We start from the raw sequence: 15,385 nt of genomic DNA on the forward strand, positions 1-15,385 counted from the left end.
TAACATTACTTAATCTTTAGTGATAAAAACCCAGCTTAGGCTGGGTTTTTTATTTTTTAAGTACTGTTTAACACTTAAAATACAATCTAAACTTAAAATACAATCTAAAATGCCTTTCTGATTTTTTCCTATCATGCTTGCCCACAGACGCAGTTATTAATATGATGGCGACTTCGCAGTATGGTGTATATAAGCCTCTAAACTACCTTAAGGATAATGACACGATGTACAAAGCACTCTTATTTACCGCTTCTTTATTGGTTTCAGGTATGGTGGTTGCAAATGATAGCAATGACAGCGCATGTCAATTTGATATAGAGTTTTCATCAAAACCTAAAGAAAATAGTCAAACAGTGAACGCGTCTCCTTCCGTTACGATGGACATTAAACAGTTTGTTGCCACCAAAGTAGTCAAGAATGCAAAAATTGCGTCTAATGTAATGTGCCAACATTTGACGGGGCATGCCTTTACTGGCTCAGAAGGTGAGTTTGCTCAGTTTATTGATAACGCAATTCAAGGCCTTTTGAAAGCAGGTTTTAAAGACCTTAAATTTACTCGAGTAGGTGCAGATGACGCGACCTATAAAGATGACTTAACTCATCTAGAGTATATATTTACAGGTGATAAAGCGGGTAATAAGCAAGTGATTCATAACCTTGCTGTGATCGATAAGAAGAATAACCAAGTAATTACCATTTCTGTAAGTGGTAATGAAAAAGTCAGTGATGAAATTAAAAGCGAATACACTAAACTGGTAAATTCATTTAGCCTTTAATGCTTTTTTTGTAGACGATTTTAACTTTTCTAAAATCGTCTACTTCTCGCCTCTACTCTTCACCTCTACTCACCCTCACCTCTACATATGCTGATTTTAAAGCGTACTGTACTTGTCTTTTGCGCGTAGGTAGTTGTCGGTTTCAAATCGGCATAAATGCTGTATTTGTTGGTTGATGTGCGGTTCATTTAAATAATTTTGCAGTGTGTCTTTCACACTTTGCTTGCGCTTATCTAAATGGCTTTCGGTTGTATTATGACTGCCAATGTTAATCTGCTTACCTGTTAACGTGTGTATCTTAGAAGAAAACCCATCCAGATTATCTAAAAAACTCACCACGCTGTATTTTTCAAGGTTATCACTGAACTCACTTTGCATTGTTTTAGCATCATGCTCATCCCTAGCGAAGCGGCCAGCAATACACATACTGGTAACATTGGCCATTTGCCACCCCCTGCGGTGCTGCAAAATGGTGTCGACCTCTGCTGTGAGGTTATCGTAGTTTAAGTTGTTTGGTGCCATCATTGGCAATGAGTTGGTCAGTTTATTGTATAGGTAGTTCGACTTAAATCGGCTTACTGGCTCACGCAGCACAGTCACAAAGTGATACTGATTGGCAAATTGATTAAGCAATTGTTTGTTTGTTGTTACATGGCCACTTATATAGGGCCAGTCTTGTGCAAGGTGGTACGCAAGCAAGCCAGTTAATTGTTTAGCATGGTGATCGCTAAACTCACTAATACTATCTAAATCAGTAATTTCGCGGTTCATACCTGCTAGGCTCATGGCAATGGCACCTTCGCGGCTAAAGCGAGGTTGACCAGCAATCGCAAATTGCTCACGCATGGCTAAATCAATAGAAATACCTCCCGATTTAGGTACGTGTACAAAGCAGATTGGTTTTGCGTGGTTATGGCTGTTTTTAGCAATACGTCTAAAGGCAACGTCGTAACCAAGTCGGTTAATTATTTTTTTTACTGTGCTTTTCATACTGTACTTTTAAATCGTGAATGAGGTTTGTCAAAATTGGCACAGAGTGTAACACAGCTTGGTGCAATACTTTTGCGTACTCCCGAGTTTTTACGTTAATAAACAAAAAGCCATAGCTTGCAACCATATAAGCAATAATTGTTGCCCATGCAGCCCCTAACCCTTGGTATTTAGGTATGAGTAATAAGTTGAGTAAAATATTTACAACAGCCCCTAAAAGGTTAGAGAGCAGGCTGTATTTATAAAGTTTTTCAAGAATAAGCCATTTAGATAGCACTGCTCGCTGAAAAACAAACAAACTCGCAAAAATATGAACACTAAGAATAGCGGCACTGCTTGTGTATGCTGAGCCATAAATCAGTGCAATGATGTTGTCAGCAAGAAACCAAGTCGCTAAGCTTAAAATAACGGCAGAGCAAGTTAGCACCAGGATCAACCGCTGTAGTAACTGTTGATACAGGGTAGGGTGTTTAAAACGACAATGGCTAAGTTGTGTTGTATAAACATTGGCTATTAATACTGGAAACACATACCAAAATTCAGATAACTTAGCCGCTGCGGCATAGTAAGCCACTGCTTCTGTGTTAATGAGGTTAGCAAGCATTATCTGATCTATTTTTAAATAGATAACGGCTGCAACGCCTGAAAATAACAGCCATTTTCCTTTTTGATAAAGCGCAAGGTAAGTTTGCTTTTTGGGTTGTAGTTTATAAACCTGATGATGCTTTTGGCTGGTATACATAATGTAGTAACACGCGCCGATCAGTACGGTCTCAAGCCCTTGTAAAAAAATAAGCGTTGTTAAATCAGCTGCATTAATAATAGCGATGAGTTTTGCAATATTAATAAGTGTTATGGTTACTAGGCGTAGCTTTACCAACTGAGATACTTGCTTTTTAGCTATATAGAAAAACTCCAGCACATATAAAAATGTAAAACCTTGCATAGCGACTAACATGATTATTAGCCCTGCTTGCTGATGTTCTAAATTAAAGGCGTATAAGCACACTAAGGTAGTAATCGCTAACGAGACAATGGCACCTAATAAGCGAATAATTAAGGCAGACTTTATATAGTAGTGGCTGTTTGCAGGGTATTTTACGATGTATTTAGTAATAATATTATTAAGCCCCATGACTGCCAATGGGCTGAAAATGGCGGCAAATGAAACTATGTAAGAAAACTCGCCAAATAAGTCAGGGCCTGCTAGCCGTGCTAATAAAATATTGTTTATAAAGCCAAGGCCGAGTAGCACAACTTTTTCGATGATAAGCAGTAGTGAGTTTTTAACGTTTAAGCTCATTTTAGGTGTTTTATTGCCTATTTGAACGGGTAGTTTATCGTAAATCAAAGAAATTGCACGGAATGCTTGAATGACTATAGATTGCTGTATATTCTTACTCGCTTTGCGTTTTCATTCAGTTTGGGTTGCTTGTGTTAGTTGAAATTAAGGGTGTTCAATTTGTTAATAAGGGTGCGGAGTTGATGCTTGCATCGATTATTGCGCAGTTAAATAAAGCGTTACCAAATGCTGAAATTTGTTTAGTGCATAATGCTAACTCGCCTTATGTAAAACGAGCAAAAGTAGGCGCATACCAAAAGATCAACCTGTGCAAAAATATTCTTGACCTTAATTGGCTATTTTACTGTATTCCGTCTTCAATACGTCGTTATTTTAAAAATCGCTTTGGTATTGTAACTGAAGCGGATGTTGATGTGATTTTAGATGCGTCAGGTTTTAGTTATGGCGACCAATGGTCTGATCTCGTTTTAAGACAAGTGGCAAGTGTTGTTAAACGCACTCAGTCTCGCTCAAAGCATTATATTTTTATGCCGCAATCGTTAGGGCCTTTCTCGCGCGATGAAAATAAAAAGTATGCGAAGGTCGCGTTTTCTAATGCAAGCCTTGTGTTTGCAAGAGAACAGCCTTCGTATGAGCACATTGTAGAGCTTGTGGGTGAATCAACTAATATTAAGCAAGCCCCTGATTTCACGAATTTATTTGTACCAACAGCCAAGCCTGAATACGACATATATCAGGATCATGTTATTTTGATCCCTAACTCAAAAATGCTCAGTAAAAGAAATAAAAACACATGGTGGCGAGAAAACTATGTCACAACCTTGGCTCACTTGGCTAACCAAGCTCTTAAAAAAGGGGAGAAGGTGATTATTCTCAATCACAGTGGGGCAGATGACGCCCCCCTGTGCCATGAAATTAATCGCTTGCTAGACACGCCTTGCGAAGTGGTTGAGCCAGCAGATGCTGAGTCAGTCAAAGCATTAATTGCCAGAGGCAAAGTGATTATTTGCTCACGCTTTCACGGTTGTGTGAGTGCGCTTTCTCAGGCTATTCCATGTATTGCAACTGGCTGGAGCCACAAGTATCAAGAGCTTTTCAAAGAGTACGGCTCTGAGGAAACGCTGCTTCCTGCTAATGTTTCACCAGCTAGTTTAGATGCTTTACTCAATACGTGTTTGAACGAAAACACTGAAAGAAAGTCTCAGCTAGAAAATTATGCGATGAAGTATAAGCAGCAAAGTAAAGACATGTGGCAAACGCTGCTGTCTACCATACAGTAACTGTTTTTTGGCTCACTATTAAAAGTTGCGCTAACTGACAGGGGGAAGTCAGCTTTAATTCAGTTCTTAATTGTATGATTACATGTTAGTAACGAAGTTTTACAGTTTGTTTTTATGTTTGCTTGTAAGGTGATTGTAATTCTTATATTATTTTCGGCCTTTGTCTCGGTTGTAACTGTAAAGGGTACGATTTGTATGTGTGGGTTAAAGTTTAGTTTTTAGTTTTATAGCTTATAGGTACTAATCGGTAGCTAAAGTTAGGTTTTTAGTAAAACAAGGGTTACAGCTGTTAAAACGTTTATGTCTTTTTATTTGTAATCATCTATAATGATAGGCGTTTTGATGATGTTTCGGGGTACTTCATGTTGATTAAGGTTTATTTTCTGTGATTTTAACAACTATTGCACTTTTTATGTGCTCGTTTTTGAGCCTTTTTGTATTTCGAAAATTTGCCATTTATATAAATCTTGTTGATCAGCCAAATATGCGTAAACATCATAACGGCCCTGTCCCTCTAGTGGGTGGTTTGGCTGTTTTTGTTGTTGTATTCAGTTATTTAGTTATCTACCCCGATTCAATCTCTTCCACTTTTATTTATTTGTTTTGCGCCAGTATATTATTAGTCATAGGTGTTTTTGACGACTTATACGATATTAGTTTCCGATTAAGGTTATTAGTACAAGCGTTTATTTCAACCATGATGATGGTGTTTGGCGAATTGGTTTTTACCAATGCAGGGCAAATCGTCGGTGGCTTTGATTTAGAGTTGTCGTATTTTAGTTATCTCGTTACCGTTGTTGTGGTAGTGGGGGCGATTAATGCCTACAACATGGTTGATGGAATCGATGGTTTATTAGGCGCATTAGCGACCATTACGTTTGCTTCGCTCGGTCTGTTATTTTATTTTAATGGTCAAGTCCAGCTAGCTGTATTTTGTATGGTTGTAGTTGCAGCGACGATTCCTTATATATTAATGAATTTAGGTATTCCTTTAGGTCAGCGCTTTAAGATATTTATGGGCGACGCTGGCAGCACGGTGATAGGTTTTAGTGTTGTTTGGCTTTTACTCGAAGGTTCACAGTCAGGTAATGCAGCCTTTAATCCTGTAACAGGGCTATGGGTGGCGGCTATTCCAATTATGGATGCAATTTCTACTATTATTCGTAGAATCAAAAAAGGTCAGTCTCCATTTAAGCCAGACCGAGAGCACTTACACCATATTCTGCAAAGATTAGGGGTTGGCCCTAAGATGACCTTGTTTGTTATTTCTATGCTAGGTTGTTGTTTTGCGTTAGTGGGTATTTTAGCCCAGTTAAATGCTGTTCCTGACTACTACATGTTTTACGGCTTTATTTTCTGTTTAATCGTATATCATCAAGTTATGGTTAACATATGGCGATTAACAGTACGTGCTCGCCGATTTTTTGGTGTTTCAAAAAAGCAGCCAGAGGGAAAGGCTCATAAAGTTAAGCAATAGCTTTGTTATTGCTTCTGTATTAGTGAACAACCTAGGTAATGCTAAGTAAATTAATTAGGCAGACTGGAACGCTGATCAGCGGAAATTTATCTGCGTCTGTCCTGAACTTCTTCTCAGTCGCCCTCTCGTTGAAAGCATTAGGTGTTGAGTCCTTTGGAGAGGTGACTCTACTTCAAGCTTACATATTGGTTTTAAGTTTGTGTTTTAATCCGCAAGCATGGCAAGGTGTGATTCGCTACTTTTATCTTGAAAAAGATAAAGCATCTCTTATTGTGTTAACCCTCAAGTATGATCTGATATGTGCCCTCATCGGGACTCTAATTGCGATATGCTTTGCACAAACCTACGCAGAGAGCTTCAATTTGCAGCATCACACTGAATTATTACAGTGGTGCTCAGTATATATCCTACTTAATCAAACTAGTGTTGCTATAGGTGTTTTGCGTTATCAGGAACGCTACAACGTTTTGGCGATGCAGGCAATCGTTAGCGCCGTGTTGTTTTTTCTGTGCGCATTATTAGGGTACTGGAAAAACTTTGGTGTCGGTTTTTTTGTAACGGCGTACCTTCTGACTTTAGGTGTGGGGGTTATTTATATACAATGCCACAGCAGTCGGTATGTTGCTTCATTGATAAAAAGCCAGAGTGATTGCAACTTGCTGTCTAATGATAAGAAAAAAGAATTTAGCCGTTTTAATTTGACTGTACACATGACCTCGCTGGCCGATATCCCAGTCAAGCAATTAGACAATATTTTAGTGGGTGCTGTGGTCTCCGTCGGTGCCGCTGGTGCTTATCGTGTTATTAAGCAAATAGCTACTATCTCAACAAGGTTAACCAGTCCTTTAAATCAGGTTTTATACCCAGAGATTAATGTCTATTTAGCCGAAAAAGCGTATGACAAAGTCGAAAAGATAATGTCAAAAATAGTGCTGTTACTATTGTTACTTTCCCTTGCATTTGTTGCTGTTGCAAGTATGACATTTGATTACTGGGTTGTGGCTCTTTTTTCAGCAGAGTTGTTGGTTTACAAGTGGCATATTGTGGTATTTATGATTGTTCATGCAGTATCCGCTGCATTGACTCCGATACATCCTGTTTTTCTGGCTTTAGGTTATGTTAAGAGTTTATTACTGATTACGCTTTTTTCTAATCTGGTTTTATGTTTAGGGATCCTAGTTCTAGGGGCGAAAATTGAACTTTGGGGAGTGCTTATAGCAATCTTTGCTCAATATTTTTTGACTATAGCATGCAAGCTCCCTGTAATTTTAAGTAGATTAAGAAAGGAAAAGAATGAGGGTTCTACATTACATACCTAACTTTTCAATGAGCACGGAAACATTTATTTATGATCAAGTTACAGCGTTGGAAAAAGAAGGGATAGAATCTGCGGTAGTGACCGCTAAAAGAGTCAATGAACAAAGCCGTCCTTTTGAACTTGTCTACTTGTGCCCAATTAAAATGGTTATTAATGAGCGCTTTACACAGGCATTTGCCCTAAGGCTACAGTTGCTGCCATATATGATTGACTACAAATATTGGCAAAAGGTGATTGATGAGTTTAAGCCAGATGTTGTTCATTGCCACACTGGTAATGGGGTGAAGACATGGATGCACGTAAGCGAAAAACTCAACCTCAAAATACCCACATTGGCATCATTGCATGGCTCTGATGTAAATAGTGAACCTTTAATTAGGGCTAAATACAGGGCTGTACTTAAAAAAGCAGGTAGCAAAGATTTTATAAAGTGGACTGTTCCTTCTGAATTTTTAAAACGTAAAACAGTCGAAAATCTGGATGTTCCGAGTGAAAAAATTACAGTTGTGCATAACTCTTTTAATTCTATGTTTCTGTCAACAAAGCAGGAAAAGAGTTTCGATACTTTGAATATTGTCTCGGTTGGACGCTTAATTAATTGTAAAGGTCATGAGTTTTTGATTCGTGCATTGGCTGTTTTACATAAAGACTACCCTAATGCGACCCTCACCCTGATTGGTGGCGGTGAGCTTAAAGAGCATTTACAGGGCTTAACTGACCAGTTAGCTTTAACTAAACATGTGAACTTTATCGATATGGTGAGTCATCAAGCATTACCAGAGCTGCTTTCATCGTATAATATTTATGCGCAGCCATCGATTCGAGATGATGTTACATTTCAAGAAGAATCTTTTGGTGTCGCTGCACTAGAGGCAATGGCTTCGGGTTTAGCAACGGTAGTTTCTGAATGCGGTGGTTTGACTGAGCTGGCATCATTAGTTGATACATCCGCAATGAAAGTGGTGCCTCAAAGAGACCCTGAGTCATTGGCAGGGGCAATAGCTGAGTTATATAAAAATGAAGCGAGTTTAACCCTTGCGCAAAGACATAAATTAGCTGAGCTATTTTCAATAGACATGAATACAGCAAGTATTAAAAGACTTTACAGCGAGTTAACTCAGTAGTTCAGAACGTTAAGCCGTACTTTTCAAAAAAGTACGGAGTTACTTTTTTAGGAGCTTACTTGTTAACTCATCCGCGAGGAAAAAAGACTCTTTGCTGTAGGGAACAGGCTCATACGCGATGATGCCTTCTATATGACTCTCTATATGATTTACATCATGGCAAACCAAAGCATAGTTGTTTCTTTCGATATATAAGGCTAAATCTGATTGGTGTTTATCGACTCTGTCAAAATTTGGCACGACAATCATTTTTTTGTTGAGCTCCAATAATTCAAAAACAGTGCCAGCCCCCGCGTGTGTAATAACAATATCTGCATCGGCAAGCACGCTTGAAAACTCATTTGAACGAGCGAAAGAGTTGCCATTTTGAGGCTTGTATTCTCCTGTGCCTATCTGAAAAGTAAATGAGAACGCCTTCAATTTTGTAGCGGCTTGGTCTACCGCACGAATTAAAGAATCAAAAGATGATGAGCCTACAGTGACAAGGATTTTCATAAGCGTCCACAATATTTTGCATTTTTATAGAGGGTAAGCTGCTCTTTATTTTGCACCCAAAATTCACTGCATATTTTCGACATCCATTTACCAGTGAAAGAGCGTGTATAAAAGCGACAAAACGTCTCGATGAAAATGACGTTTTTACCCATGGCTCTGAGAATGATAGAAGGAATAATAGCCATGCCAGGTCCGGTTGAAACGATCCCCGTCACTTGGTACTTATGACAAATCTTTAGCGTAATAACGGTTGACCGAAATAGCCCAAGCATTGCCATTAACAATGATTTTAAACGGTTCTCTTTGTGACGAACATCACCTAGTTTGAAATGTGTTACTTGTGAACATAGTGGAGATGGCCCTAAAGATATAAACTTAAGTTCTGATTCTTTAATATGTTTATATAGTAAACTCATCTCTTTTTTGTGCCCACCTTCCCCATATGCGAGAATAACGACTGGTTGTTTTGACATGCTTATTGATTTCTATTTGATCTTAGGTTCATTTTTGTAATCGGTTCTTATGGCTATAAAGTCGGGGACAAAAGATAAGAAACACATATGCTTTATGATAACGAATTCAAAAAACATTTCCTAGCAGCAATTACTTAACGCTAGTTTTATGAGCATTTTTAAGTGAAATATTCGCGGGCGTAACTAAAGTTTTTAAATCTATTTTAATCATACCTTCATTTGCTATAATGCCTGACTTTTAGTAGTCAGTTGGTTGAGAAACTCCATGGAAAGTAAAGGTATAAACTTAACATTTTCTAGGTTAATGAAGTATAAATGGGTAGTTGTAATCGGTACTCTACTTTCGGCAGCATTGTCTGTATATATTGCTATGCAGCAACCAAATAAATACACAGCAAAAGTCTACTTGGTTCCATCTAATGCCAAGGAAGGGGGCGGCCTTAATAAATTAGCTGGTCAATTTGGTGGTCTTGCAAGTATGGCAGGGATATCGCTTGGTGGTTCTGAGGCTGACGAAGTTGAAACCGCAATTGAATTTATGCGAAGCAGAGGCTTTATTCAACCGTTTATAGAAAAAAGGAACTTATTACCAGAGTTACTTGCTCTAAAGGGGTGGGACCAAAGTACTGATACCTATATTTATAATCCTGAAGTTTACGATGCTGAGCAAAAAAAATGGGTAAGAACTCCGCCTCCTGGTAAAGATGTTGAGCCTTCGCCGTGGGATGGTTATATTCCTCTATTAGGCAGCTTCGATATACTTTATATGAAAAAAAAGGGCGTCGTTCAGCTAGAGGTGACAGCGCTTTCACCAGAGTTATCGGTTAATATTACCAATTGGTTAATTGAAGATATTAATGCCTTTTGGCGTGACAAAGACCGCAATGAAGCTGAAGAGGCTATTAATTACCTGCAAGAGAAAGCTGCGGAAACTAATGTCGCTGAGTTGCGCTCTCTATTCTACGAACTTATTGCGGACCAAACTCGCTCAAAGTTATTGTCTACCGTCGGTGACTTTCATCTAGTAAAACCTTTATCTCCGGTTATTTATCCTGAACAAAAATCAGGCCCTTCTCGCGCTCTTATCTGCTTAGGAATAACATTTTTTGGAGGCCTTGTTTCTCTAATTGTTGCATTTATTCTTGCGTTAAGAAAAAAGGCTTAAAAGCAATGACTACAGAACATGTTAAGCCTTGTGTGTTGCTCACGAGTAATCAATATAAGCCTAATATTGGTGGCATTGAGAACTCGCTTTATCACTTAGCACAAGAATACCTTCTGCTGGGCTATGAAGTTGTTATTGTAGCCAGTGACCTCAACCCTGAGAATAAAGAATTACCCGAAGTCGAGATAGAAGAGGGTGTGACTATTTATCGCTACCGTTTCGGACGCAGTAGAGGTTTAGGGCGAGTGCTAAAGCAGACTTATAATGCAGTTAAGCTTTATAAAAAAGTTTTGCAGCGTCACTCTCCGGTATTAACTATTTGTCGTTTTCACTTTAATGTTCTGTATTTAAAAGCCTTAAAATATAAAAATATTGTTTATTTAGTGCCAGGGGTTGTCGCTAACGAAACAAAAGCCAGCTACAGGGCTAATGATAATAAGCTACTAAAGCTAAAAGGGCACTTATCATTTTTTTTGCATAAAACTGTGCAACGTATGGCATTTAATAGCGCTGATAAATTATTTGTTTTCAGCGAAAACATGCAGCAGCAAATCCGAAATATTAACCGCTCTAAAGCAATGAGTATTTGTAAGCCTGGCGTTAGTTTGTCTCGCTTTAGTTTGGCGACACAAACTGAAAAATCTCAGCTAAAAAAAGAACTAGGTTTACCAGAGCAAAGCAAGGCTTTTTTATGTATAGGACGCTTTGTGAAAGCAAAGGGGTTTGATACTGCGATCGAAGCTTTAAAGCTTTTAAACGACAACAATGCCTCGCTCTGGCTACTAGGTGAAGGTGCTGAAGAGGCTGAATTACGCGCACTTTCTGAACGGTTAAATGTTAGTGGTAGAGTGATCTTTTTAGGTCGTCAAAGCTGCCCTGAACACTATTATAAAGCAGCTGACTTTTTCATTATGTCTTCAACATATGAGCCCTTAGGACAAACCATTTTAGAAGCGTTATCGTCAGGTTTGCCTATTATAGGTGCAAAATCGAGCGACAAGGTAGTCACTGCGACGAGTGAGATTTTGGAGCCTTCAAACAATATATTGGTCGATGAGTATTCTGCCTCTGCTTTTGCCAGAGGAATGACGAGCTTAATGGCTTTACCTGAGACGCAGTATACTCAGTTACAATATGAAAATAGAGAACTTGCAGAGCAAAAATTTAGCTGGCGTGTGCTTGCTAAGGAGTTAGCAGGTGATTTCTAAATTATTCTATTATTTATTAAAAGTTATTAGTCGAGTCATTAGTTCTGATAAATTACAGAATAAAATTGACAGCTTAGGCTATGCATTGAGTATCCAAAAGTACACCAGACAAGGTGCTCAGATTGGAGAAAATACACTTATTATTGATACTAAACTCTCGTCTTCATCTAAAGGAGACCGTTTTTATATCGGTAAAGATTGCACTATTACCGGAGCTACGCTTTTAGGTCACGATGCTTCTCCTACATTGTTTTTAAAGGAACTGGTGGTTCACAAAGATAGCTATAGGAAAGGATCTCGGCGCTCTTATCGAAAAGCAATTACCATCGGCGATAATGTTTTCATCGGCTGGGGGAGCATTATTTTACCTGGGGTCACTATTGGAAGTAACACTATCATTGGTGCAGGAAGTGTTGTCACAAAAGATATTCCAGATGGAGTGGTTGCGGCTGGAAACCCTGCTAAAGTTGTCAAGTCTACAGACGACTACGTTACAGCTTATAGAGAAACCCTTAAAAAAGAGCCCGGTAATTTCTGATGTTAAAGCTCTTTTTTTCTAACGATGACGGGCCTTCATATGCGGACAAGCTATGCGTATTTATGATGAGTCTTTATCTACTTGCTGATGTTGCTTCTGGATTCACTGTTCTTCAGTTAGGGATGGATTTAAAGCTGTCACTGCTATACAAATTACCATTAACTGGATTGGTACTGCTACTCGTACTGAAGCTTGATCCAAGGTATTTTATTTTCTTATGCCTTTTATTAGCGATACTGCTCATGGGGCCGGTACTTCAACTTCTCTCAGAAGCTGATACTTTCTTTTTTATCAGTGACTTCTCAAACGTGTATAAAATCCTCATGCCAATGTCTATTTTTATTTATTTTGGCTTGTTGGCTGCGCGTTGGGATTTGTTTACTAGAAAATGGCTTGAAAGAATATTAATTAGTAATTTTGCTATCCTGTGTTTTAACTTATTTTTAGGGGCGCTAGGTTTTGGTCGCTCAAGTTATCAATTAAGAGATGGTGAAACGGCAGGTTCTAATGGTTTTATATATGCGGCAAATGAATTAGGTGCGACCATGGTCGTGCTTTTCTCTTTCATGCTTCATATGTGTTGGAACTATAAGCGTAAGTGGTACATCCTGTTTTCTTTATTTACTGTGCTTTGTGGCTTACTTGTCGCCACTAAAACTGCCATGCTCGCTGCTGTAAGTCTTGTGTTTATAGTACCTATTCTCAATGAAAGAGAGAGGCTATTTAAAATGACGAAGCTGAAATTATATATTCTTGTACCTATGTTCTGTGCTATAGCGGTCATTGTATATGTAATTAACGATTTACTCATGGCTTTAGGCTTGTACGACAGACTTATGTGGGTACTGAGCCAAAAAGGAGTTTTAGGAATAATTCTATCTGGCAGAGATGAATTTGCAAAAGAGCTATTAGTTGTTTACGTCAATTACCTAGAATTCTGGCAGCAACTTGTAGGTGTCGGAACTGCGGGAATCGCTGAGTTTATCCCTATAAAGTACTCTGCTGAAATTGATGCGATTGATGTATTAGTTTACTTTGGATTCACTGGTTTATTTGTATGTTTTTCCTTCTACTTTTTTACCTTTATTAAAGCCTTAAAGCAATGTGTTAGGCCTGAATCTATTTATAGTCCTGCGGTGTTAGCTGGTACTCTTATCCTGCTATTTTTATCGCAGTTGAGTGGTCATGTTTGGATTTCTGGCACGTTAGGCATTTCACTCGGTTGTTTTGTATCGTTATTGTGGGTAGACACGGAAAGTAGGAGTAGCTCATGACAATATGTCAACCTCTCGTGAGTGTTTGGATACCAACCTACAACCGACTTCCACTTCTCAAAAGAGCTGTTGAGTCGGTAAAAAAGCAAACTTATAAAAACATAGAAATATTTATCGTTGATAATGGCTCTACAGACGGGACCGTTGAGTATTTAAAGCAGCTAGCTGGCGAAAATGAAAATATCCGCTTTCATAGCTTTGCTAAAAATGAGGGCGCATGTCGTGCTCGCAACTATGCAATTCAACATTCTCAAGGTGAGTATGCGACTGGCCTTGATGATGATGATGAGTTTTTACCAACCAGAATTGCAGACTTAGTTGAGGCATTTGAAGACAAATATGCCTTTGTTTGCAGTGGCTATATTTGGGATTACGGTCAAACTCAACGACCTATCTTAAATTCAGATATGATCATTGATATAGACGCTCAGCTAAACTTCAACCAAGCGTCTAATCAAGTTCTTACTAAGAGAGCACGCTTGATAGAGGCAGGGTTATTTGATGAGTCTGTTGTATCATCTCAGGATTGGGAACTGTGGACTCGAATGATTTTGACATTTGGTGCTGCGAAACGAATAAGTACTCCTTCATATATAGTGCATACTGCTCATGACAAACCCAGAATTACGGATAATCAAAAGAATCGCTCTGTAGGGTTTCAACAATTTTACGATCGGTACAGTCATTTAATGTCAAAAAGAAACAAAAAGTGTTTTGATTTTTTGGTTTATTACAGTAGCGGTCAAAAGGTAAGCCTGCTAACTGTATTTAAATATTTTACGCCCCCTATTGCTGGGAAATTACTGAGAGCATGGTTAGCTTCGTTATTTCCTGGACTTGCTAAAAAGAGATTAGAGCGCTTTAGAAAGGTTCAAAAATGAGTAAGATTTGTTTTATTGCAAACCTTTTCCCATCAAAAAAAGATCCCTCATTTGGAAGTTTTGTAGGTAAAAATTATCAACAGCTTCAAACACAAGGGAATCATATTGTAAGTAAGGTCGTTATTGATTATCGTGCTTCAGGTTTTGCAAAGCTTATTTGCTATATAAAATTTATTGCAAGCGGGATGTATGCAATAAGTAAGCGGAATTATGACTTCATTTACTTTCATTATTTAACATATTCGACCCTTTGCCTTATCCCTTTTCTATTGGTTGGAAGGCCGAAGTATGTAGTAAATATTCATGGCGATGATCTTGTTGGTAATACAACTATCCATAAGGTGATGGGGTTCGCGTCTAAATTAATATTAAAAAAAAGCACAGCAGTCGTTGTTCCATCCTCCTATTTCGAAGATAAACTTCTTGAGCTACATCCTTGGTATGATAAGGAGAAAATTATTGTATCTCCGTCTGGTGGTGTGGATTTTGATATATTTAAACCAACCATAAGCCCTTCACCATCCTTTTTCACTTTAGGGTATGTCTCTCGAATAGATGAAGGGAAAGGGTGGCAAGAATTGCTAGAAGCCTTAGTGTTAATTAGGCAGTCTCATCCTCATTTGATCAGTAAACTAAGATTGAATATCTATGGCACCGGCGCAGAGGTTGACGAACTAGTAAACACAATAGCCAACAGTGACTTATCTTCATTAGTTACATACTATGGTGCATTAGAACCAAATCAATTAGTTGATAAGTATAGTGAAATGGATGCTTTTATTTTTCCAACTCACAGAGAAAGTTTTGGTTTAGTGGCCGTAGAAGCTCTTGCATGTGGAACTCCCGTTTTAGCATCTAACATAAGCCCAGTGAATGATATAGTCCTACCTGGTAAAAACGGTTTACTGTTTGATGTAAAAGATAAAAACTCTATTGCCGATACAATCGTCGAATTACTAGAAATGGCACCTCAAGACTATGAATTACTGAGCTCATTTGCTCGTCAATCGGTATGTAACTATCGTTCAACTGAAGTCGCGCAGCATTTAGAAAATGAACTCAAAAAGCGATTATTACCCTAGG

The 15,385-nt window shown here is 38.4% G+C and carries 15 protein-coding genes; 11 read left to right on the forward strand and 4 right to left on the reverse strand.

The features are described from left to right. Window positions 1-224 precede the first annotated feature (224 nt). Window positions 225-776: a hypothetical protein gene (locus L0Z67_RS01890; RefSeq protein WP_193988215.1), complete on the forward strand. Its 552-nt coding sequence runs from the start codon at window positions 225-227 to the stop codon at window positions 774-776. Window positions 777-872: 96 nt separating this feature from the next. Here L0Z67_RS01890 and L0Z67_RS01895 read toward each other — a convergent pair whose 3' ends face one another. Then, a complete protein-coding gene (locus tag L0Z67_RS01895; RefSeq protein WP_237114750.1) occupies window positions 873-1,766 on the reverse strand; it encodes a sulfotransferase family 2 domain-containing protein in 894 nt (297 codons plus the stop codon). Then, window positions 1,738-3,069, reverse strand: coding sequence for a flippase (locus tag L0Z67_RS01900; protein ID WP_237114751.1), 1,332 nt, complete (start codon window positions 3,067-3,069; stop codon window positions 1,738-1,740). Before L0Z67_RS01900 ends, L0Z67_RS01895 begins: the two co-directional genes overlap by 29 nt. A 131-nt stretch (window positions 3,070-3,200) precedes the next feature. Here L0Z67_RS01900 and L0Z67_RS01905 point away from each other — a divergent pair, with 131 nt between their 5' ends. From L0Z67_RS01905 to L0Z67_RS01920, 4 genes are all read left to right on the forward strand, one after another. Further along, a complete protein-coding gene (locus L0Z67_RS01905; RefSeq protein WP_267145284.1) occupies window positions 3,201-4,349 on the forward strand; it encodes a polysaccharide pyruvyl transferase family protein in 1,149 nt (382 codons plus the stop codon). A gap of 385 nt (window positions 4,350-4,734) precedes the next feature. Beyond that, window positions 4,735-5,826, forward strand: coding sequence for a UDP-N-acetylglucosamine--undecaprenyl-phosphate N-acetylglucosaminephosphotransferase (gene wecA, locus L0Z67_RS01910; protein ID WP_267145285.1), 1,092 nt, complete (start codon window positions 4,735-4,737; stop codon window positions 5,824-5,826). Window positions 5,827-5,864: 38 nt separating this feature from the next. Continuing rightward, complete coding sequence (locus tag L0Z67_RS01915) at window positions 5,865-7,145, forward strand: lipopolysaccharide biosynthesis protein (protein WP_237114753.1); 1,281 nt, start codon at window positions 5,865-5,867, stop codon at window positions 7,143-7,145. Next, window positions 7,120-8,268 (forward strand): glycosyltransferase family 4 protein, encoded by a 1,149-nt coding sequence (locus tag L0Z67_RS01920; protein WP_405128395.1) that lies wholly within the window; start codon window positions 7,120-7,122, stop codon window positions 8,266-8,268. Before L0Z67_RS01915 ends, L0Z67_RS01920 begins: the two co-directional genes overlap by 26 nt. A gap of 39 nt (window positions 8,269-8,307) precedes the next feature. On the opposite strand, the gene pssE is transcribed toward L0Z67_RS01920, so the two are convergent. Together pssE and pssD are read right to left on the reverse strand one after the other, a co-directional pair. Further along, window positions 8,308-8,763: a PssE/Cps14G family polysaccharide biosynthesis glycosyltransferase gene (gene pssE / locus L0Z67_RS01925; RefSeq protein WP_237114755.1), complete on the reverse strand. Its 456-nt coding sequence runs from the start codon at window positions 8,761-8,763 to the stop codon at window positions 8,308-8,310. Then, complete coding sequence (gene pssD, locus L0Z67_RS01930; protein ID WP_405128396.1) at window positions 8,760-9,179, reverse strand: PssD/Cps14F family polysaccharide biosynthesis glycosyltransferase; 420 nt, start codon at window positions 9,177-9,179, stop codon at window positions 8,760-8,762. Before pssD ends, pssE begins: the two co-directional genes overlap by 4 nt. Before the next feature lie 322 nt (window positions 9,180-9,501). On the opposite strand from pssD, the gene L0Z67_RS01935 reads away from it, so the two are divergent. Genes L0Z67_RS01935 through L0Z67_RS01960 form a run of 6 tightly spaced genes read left to right on the forward strand, consistent with a single transcriptional unit; the run spans window position 9,502 to window position 15,384 of the window. Then, the gene (locus tag L0Z67_RS01935) at window positions 9,502-10,401 is read left to right on the forward strand and encodes a Wzz/FepE/Etk N-terminal domain-containing protein (protein ID WP_193988224.1); all 900 of its coding nucleotides are present in this window, start codon (window positions 9,502-9,504) and stop codon (window positions 10,399-10,401) included. A gap of 5 nt (window positions 10,402-10,406) precedes the next feature. Next, window positions 10,407-11,609, forward strand: coding sequence for a glycosyltransferase family 4 protein (locus L0Z67_RS01940; protein WP_237114757.1), 1,203 nt, complete (start codon window positions 10,407-10,409; stop codon window positions 11,607-11,609). Then, the gene (locus L0Z67_RS01945) at window positions 11,599-12,147 is read left to right on the forward strand and encodes a DapH/DapD/GlmU-related protein (protein ID WP_405128397.1); all 549 of its coding nucleotides are present in this window, start codon (window positions 11,599-11,601) and stop codon (window positions 12,145-12,147) included. Before L0Z67_RS01940 ends, L0Z67_RS01945 begins: the two co-directional genes overlap by 11 nt. Next, the gene (locus L0Z67_RS01950) at window positions 12,147-13,421 is read left to right on the forward strand and encodes an O-antigen ligase family protein (RefSeq protein ID WP_193988227.1); all 1,275 of its coding nucleotides are present in this window, start codon (window positions 12,147-12,149) and stop codon (window positions 13,419-13,421) included. The genes L0Z67_RS01945 and L0Z67_RS01950 overlap by 1 nt, the downstream gene beginning before the upstream one ends. Beyond that, a complete protein-coding gene (locus L0Z67_RS01955) occupies window positions 13,418-14,302 on the forward strand; it encodes a glycosyltransferase family 2 protein (RefSeq protein WP_193988228.1) in 885 nt (294 codons plus the stop codon). The genes L0Z67_RS01950 and L0Z67_RS01955 overlap by 4 nt, the downstream gene beginning before the upstream one ends. Then, the gene (locus tag L0Z67_RS01960; RefSeq protein ID WP_193988229.1) at window positions 14,299-15,384 is read left to right on the forward strand and encodes a glycosyltransferase family 4 protein; all 1,086 of its coding nucleotides are present in this window, start codon (window positions 14,299-14,301) and stop codon (window positions 15,382-15,384) included. The genes L0Z67_RS01955 and L0Z67_RS01960 overlap by 4 nt, the downstream gene beginning before the upstream one ends. Window position 15,385 lies beyond the last annotated feature (1 nt).

The organism is Pseudoalteromonas sp. PB2-1, assembly GCF_045040605.1.
Classification (GTDB): domain Bacteria; phylum Pseudomonadota; class Gammaproteobacteria; order Enterobacterales; family Alteromonadaceae; genus Pseudoalteromonas; species Pseudoalteromonas arabiensis.

Coding starts and splice junctions, on each gene's coding strand:
- pssD (WP_405128396.1), bottom strand. CDS start 9,179: ATGAGTTTACTATATAAACATATTAAAGAATCAGAACTTAAGTTTATA.
- L0Z67_RS01960 (WP_193988229.1), top strand. CDS start 14,299: ATGAGTAAGATTTGTTTTATTGCAAACCTTTTCCCATCAAAAAAAGAT.
- L0Z67_RS01955 (WP_193988228.1), top strand. CDS start 13,418: ATGACAATATGTCAACCTCTCGTGAGTGTTTGGATACCAACCTACAAC.
- L0Z67_RS01950 (WP_193988227.1), top strand. CDS start 12,147: ATGTTAAAGCTCTTTTTTTCTAACGATGACGGGCCTTCATATGCGGAC.
- L0Z67_RS01900 (WP_237114751.1), bottom strand. CDS start 3,069: ATGAGCTTAAACGTTAAAAACTCACTACTGCTTATCATCGAAAAAGTT.
- pssE (WP_237114755.1), bottom strand. CDS start 8,763: ATGAAAATCCTTGTCACTGTAGGCTCATCATCTTTTGATTCTTTAATT.
- L0Z67_RS01935 (WP_193988224.1), top strand. CDS start 9,502: ATGGAAAGTAAAGGTATAAACTTAACATTTTCTAGGTTAATGAAGTAT.
- L0Z67_RS01920 (WP_405128395.1), top strand. CDS start 7,120: ATGAGGGTTCTACATTACATACCTAACTTTTCAATGAGCACGGAAACA.
- L0Z67_RS01890 (WP_193988215.1), top strand. CDS start 225: ATGTACAAAGCACTCTTATTTACCGCTTCTTTATTGGTTTCAGGTATG.
- L0Z67_RS01940 (WP_237114757.1), top strand. CDS start 10,407: ATGACTACAGAACATGTTAAGCCTTGTGTGTTGCTCACGAGTAATCAA.
- L0Z67_RS01895 (WP_237114750.1), bottom strand. CDS start 1,766: ATGAAAAGCACAGTAAAAAAAATAATTAACCGACTTGGTTACGACGTT.
- L0Z67_RS01915 (WP_237114753.1), top strand. CDS start 5,865: ATGCTAAGTAAATTAATTAGGCAGACTGGAACGCTGATCAGCGGAAAT.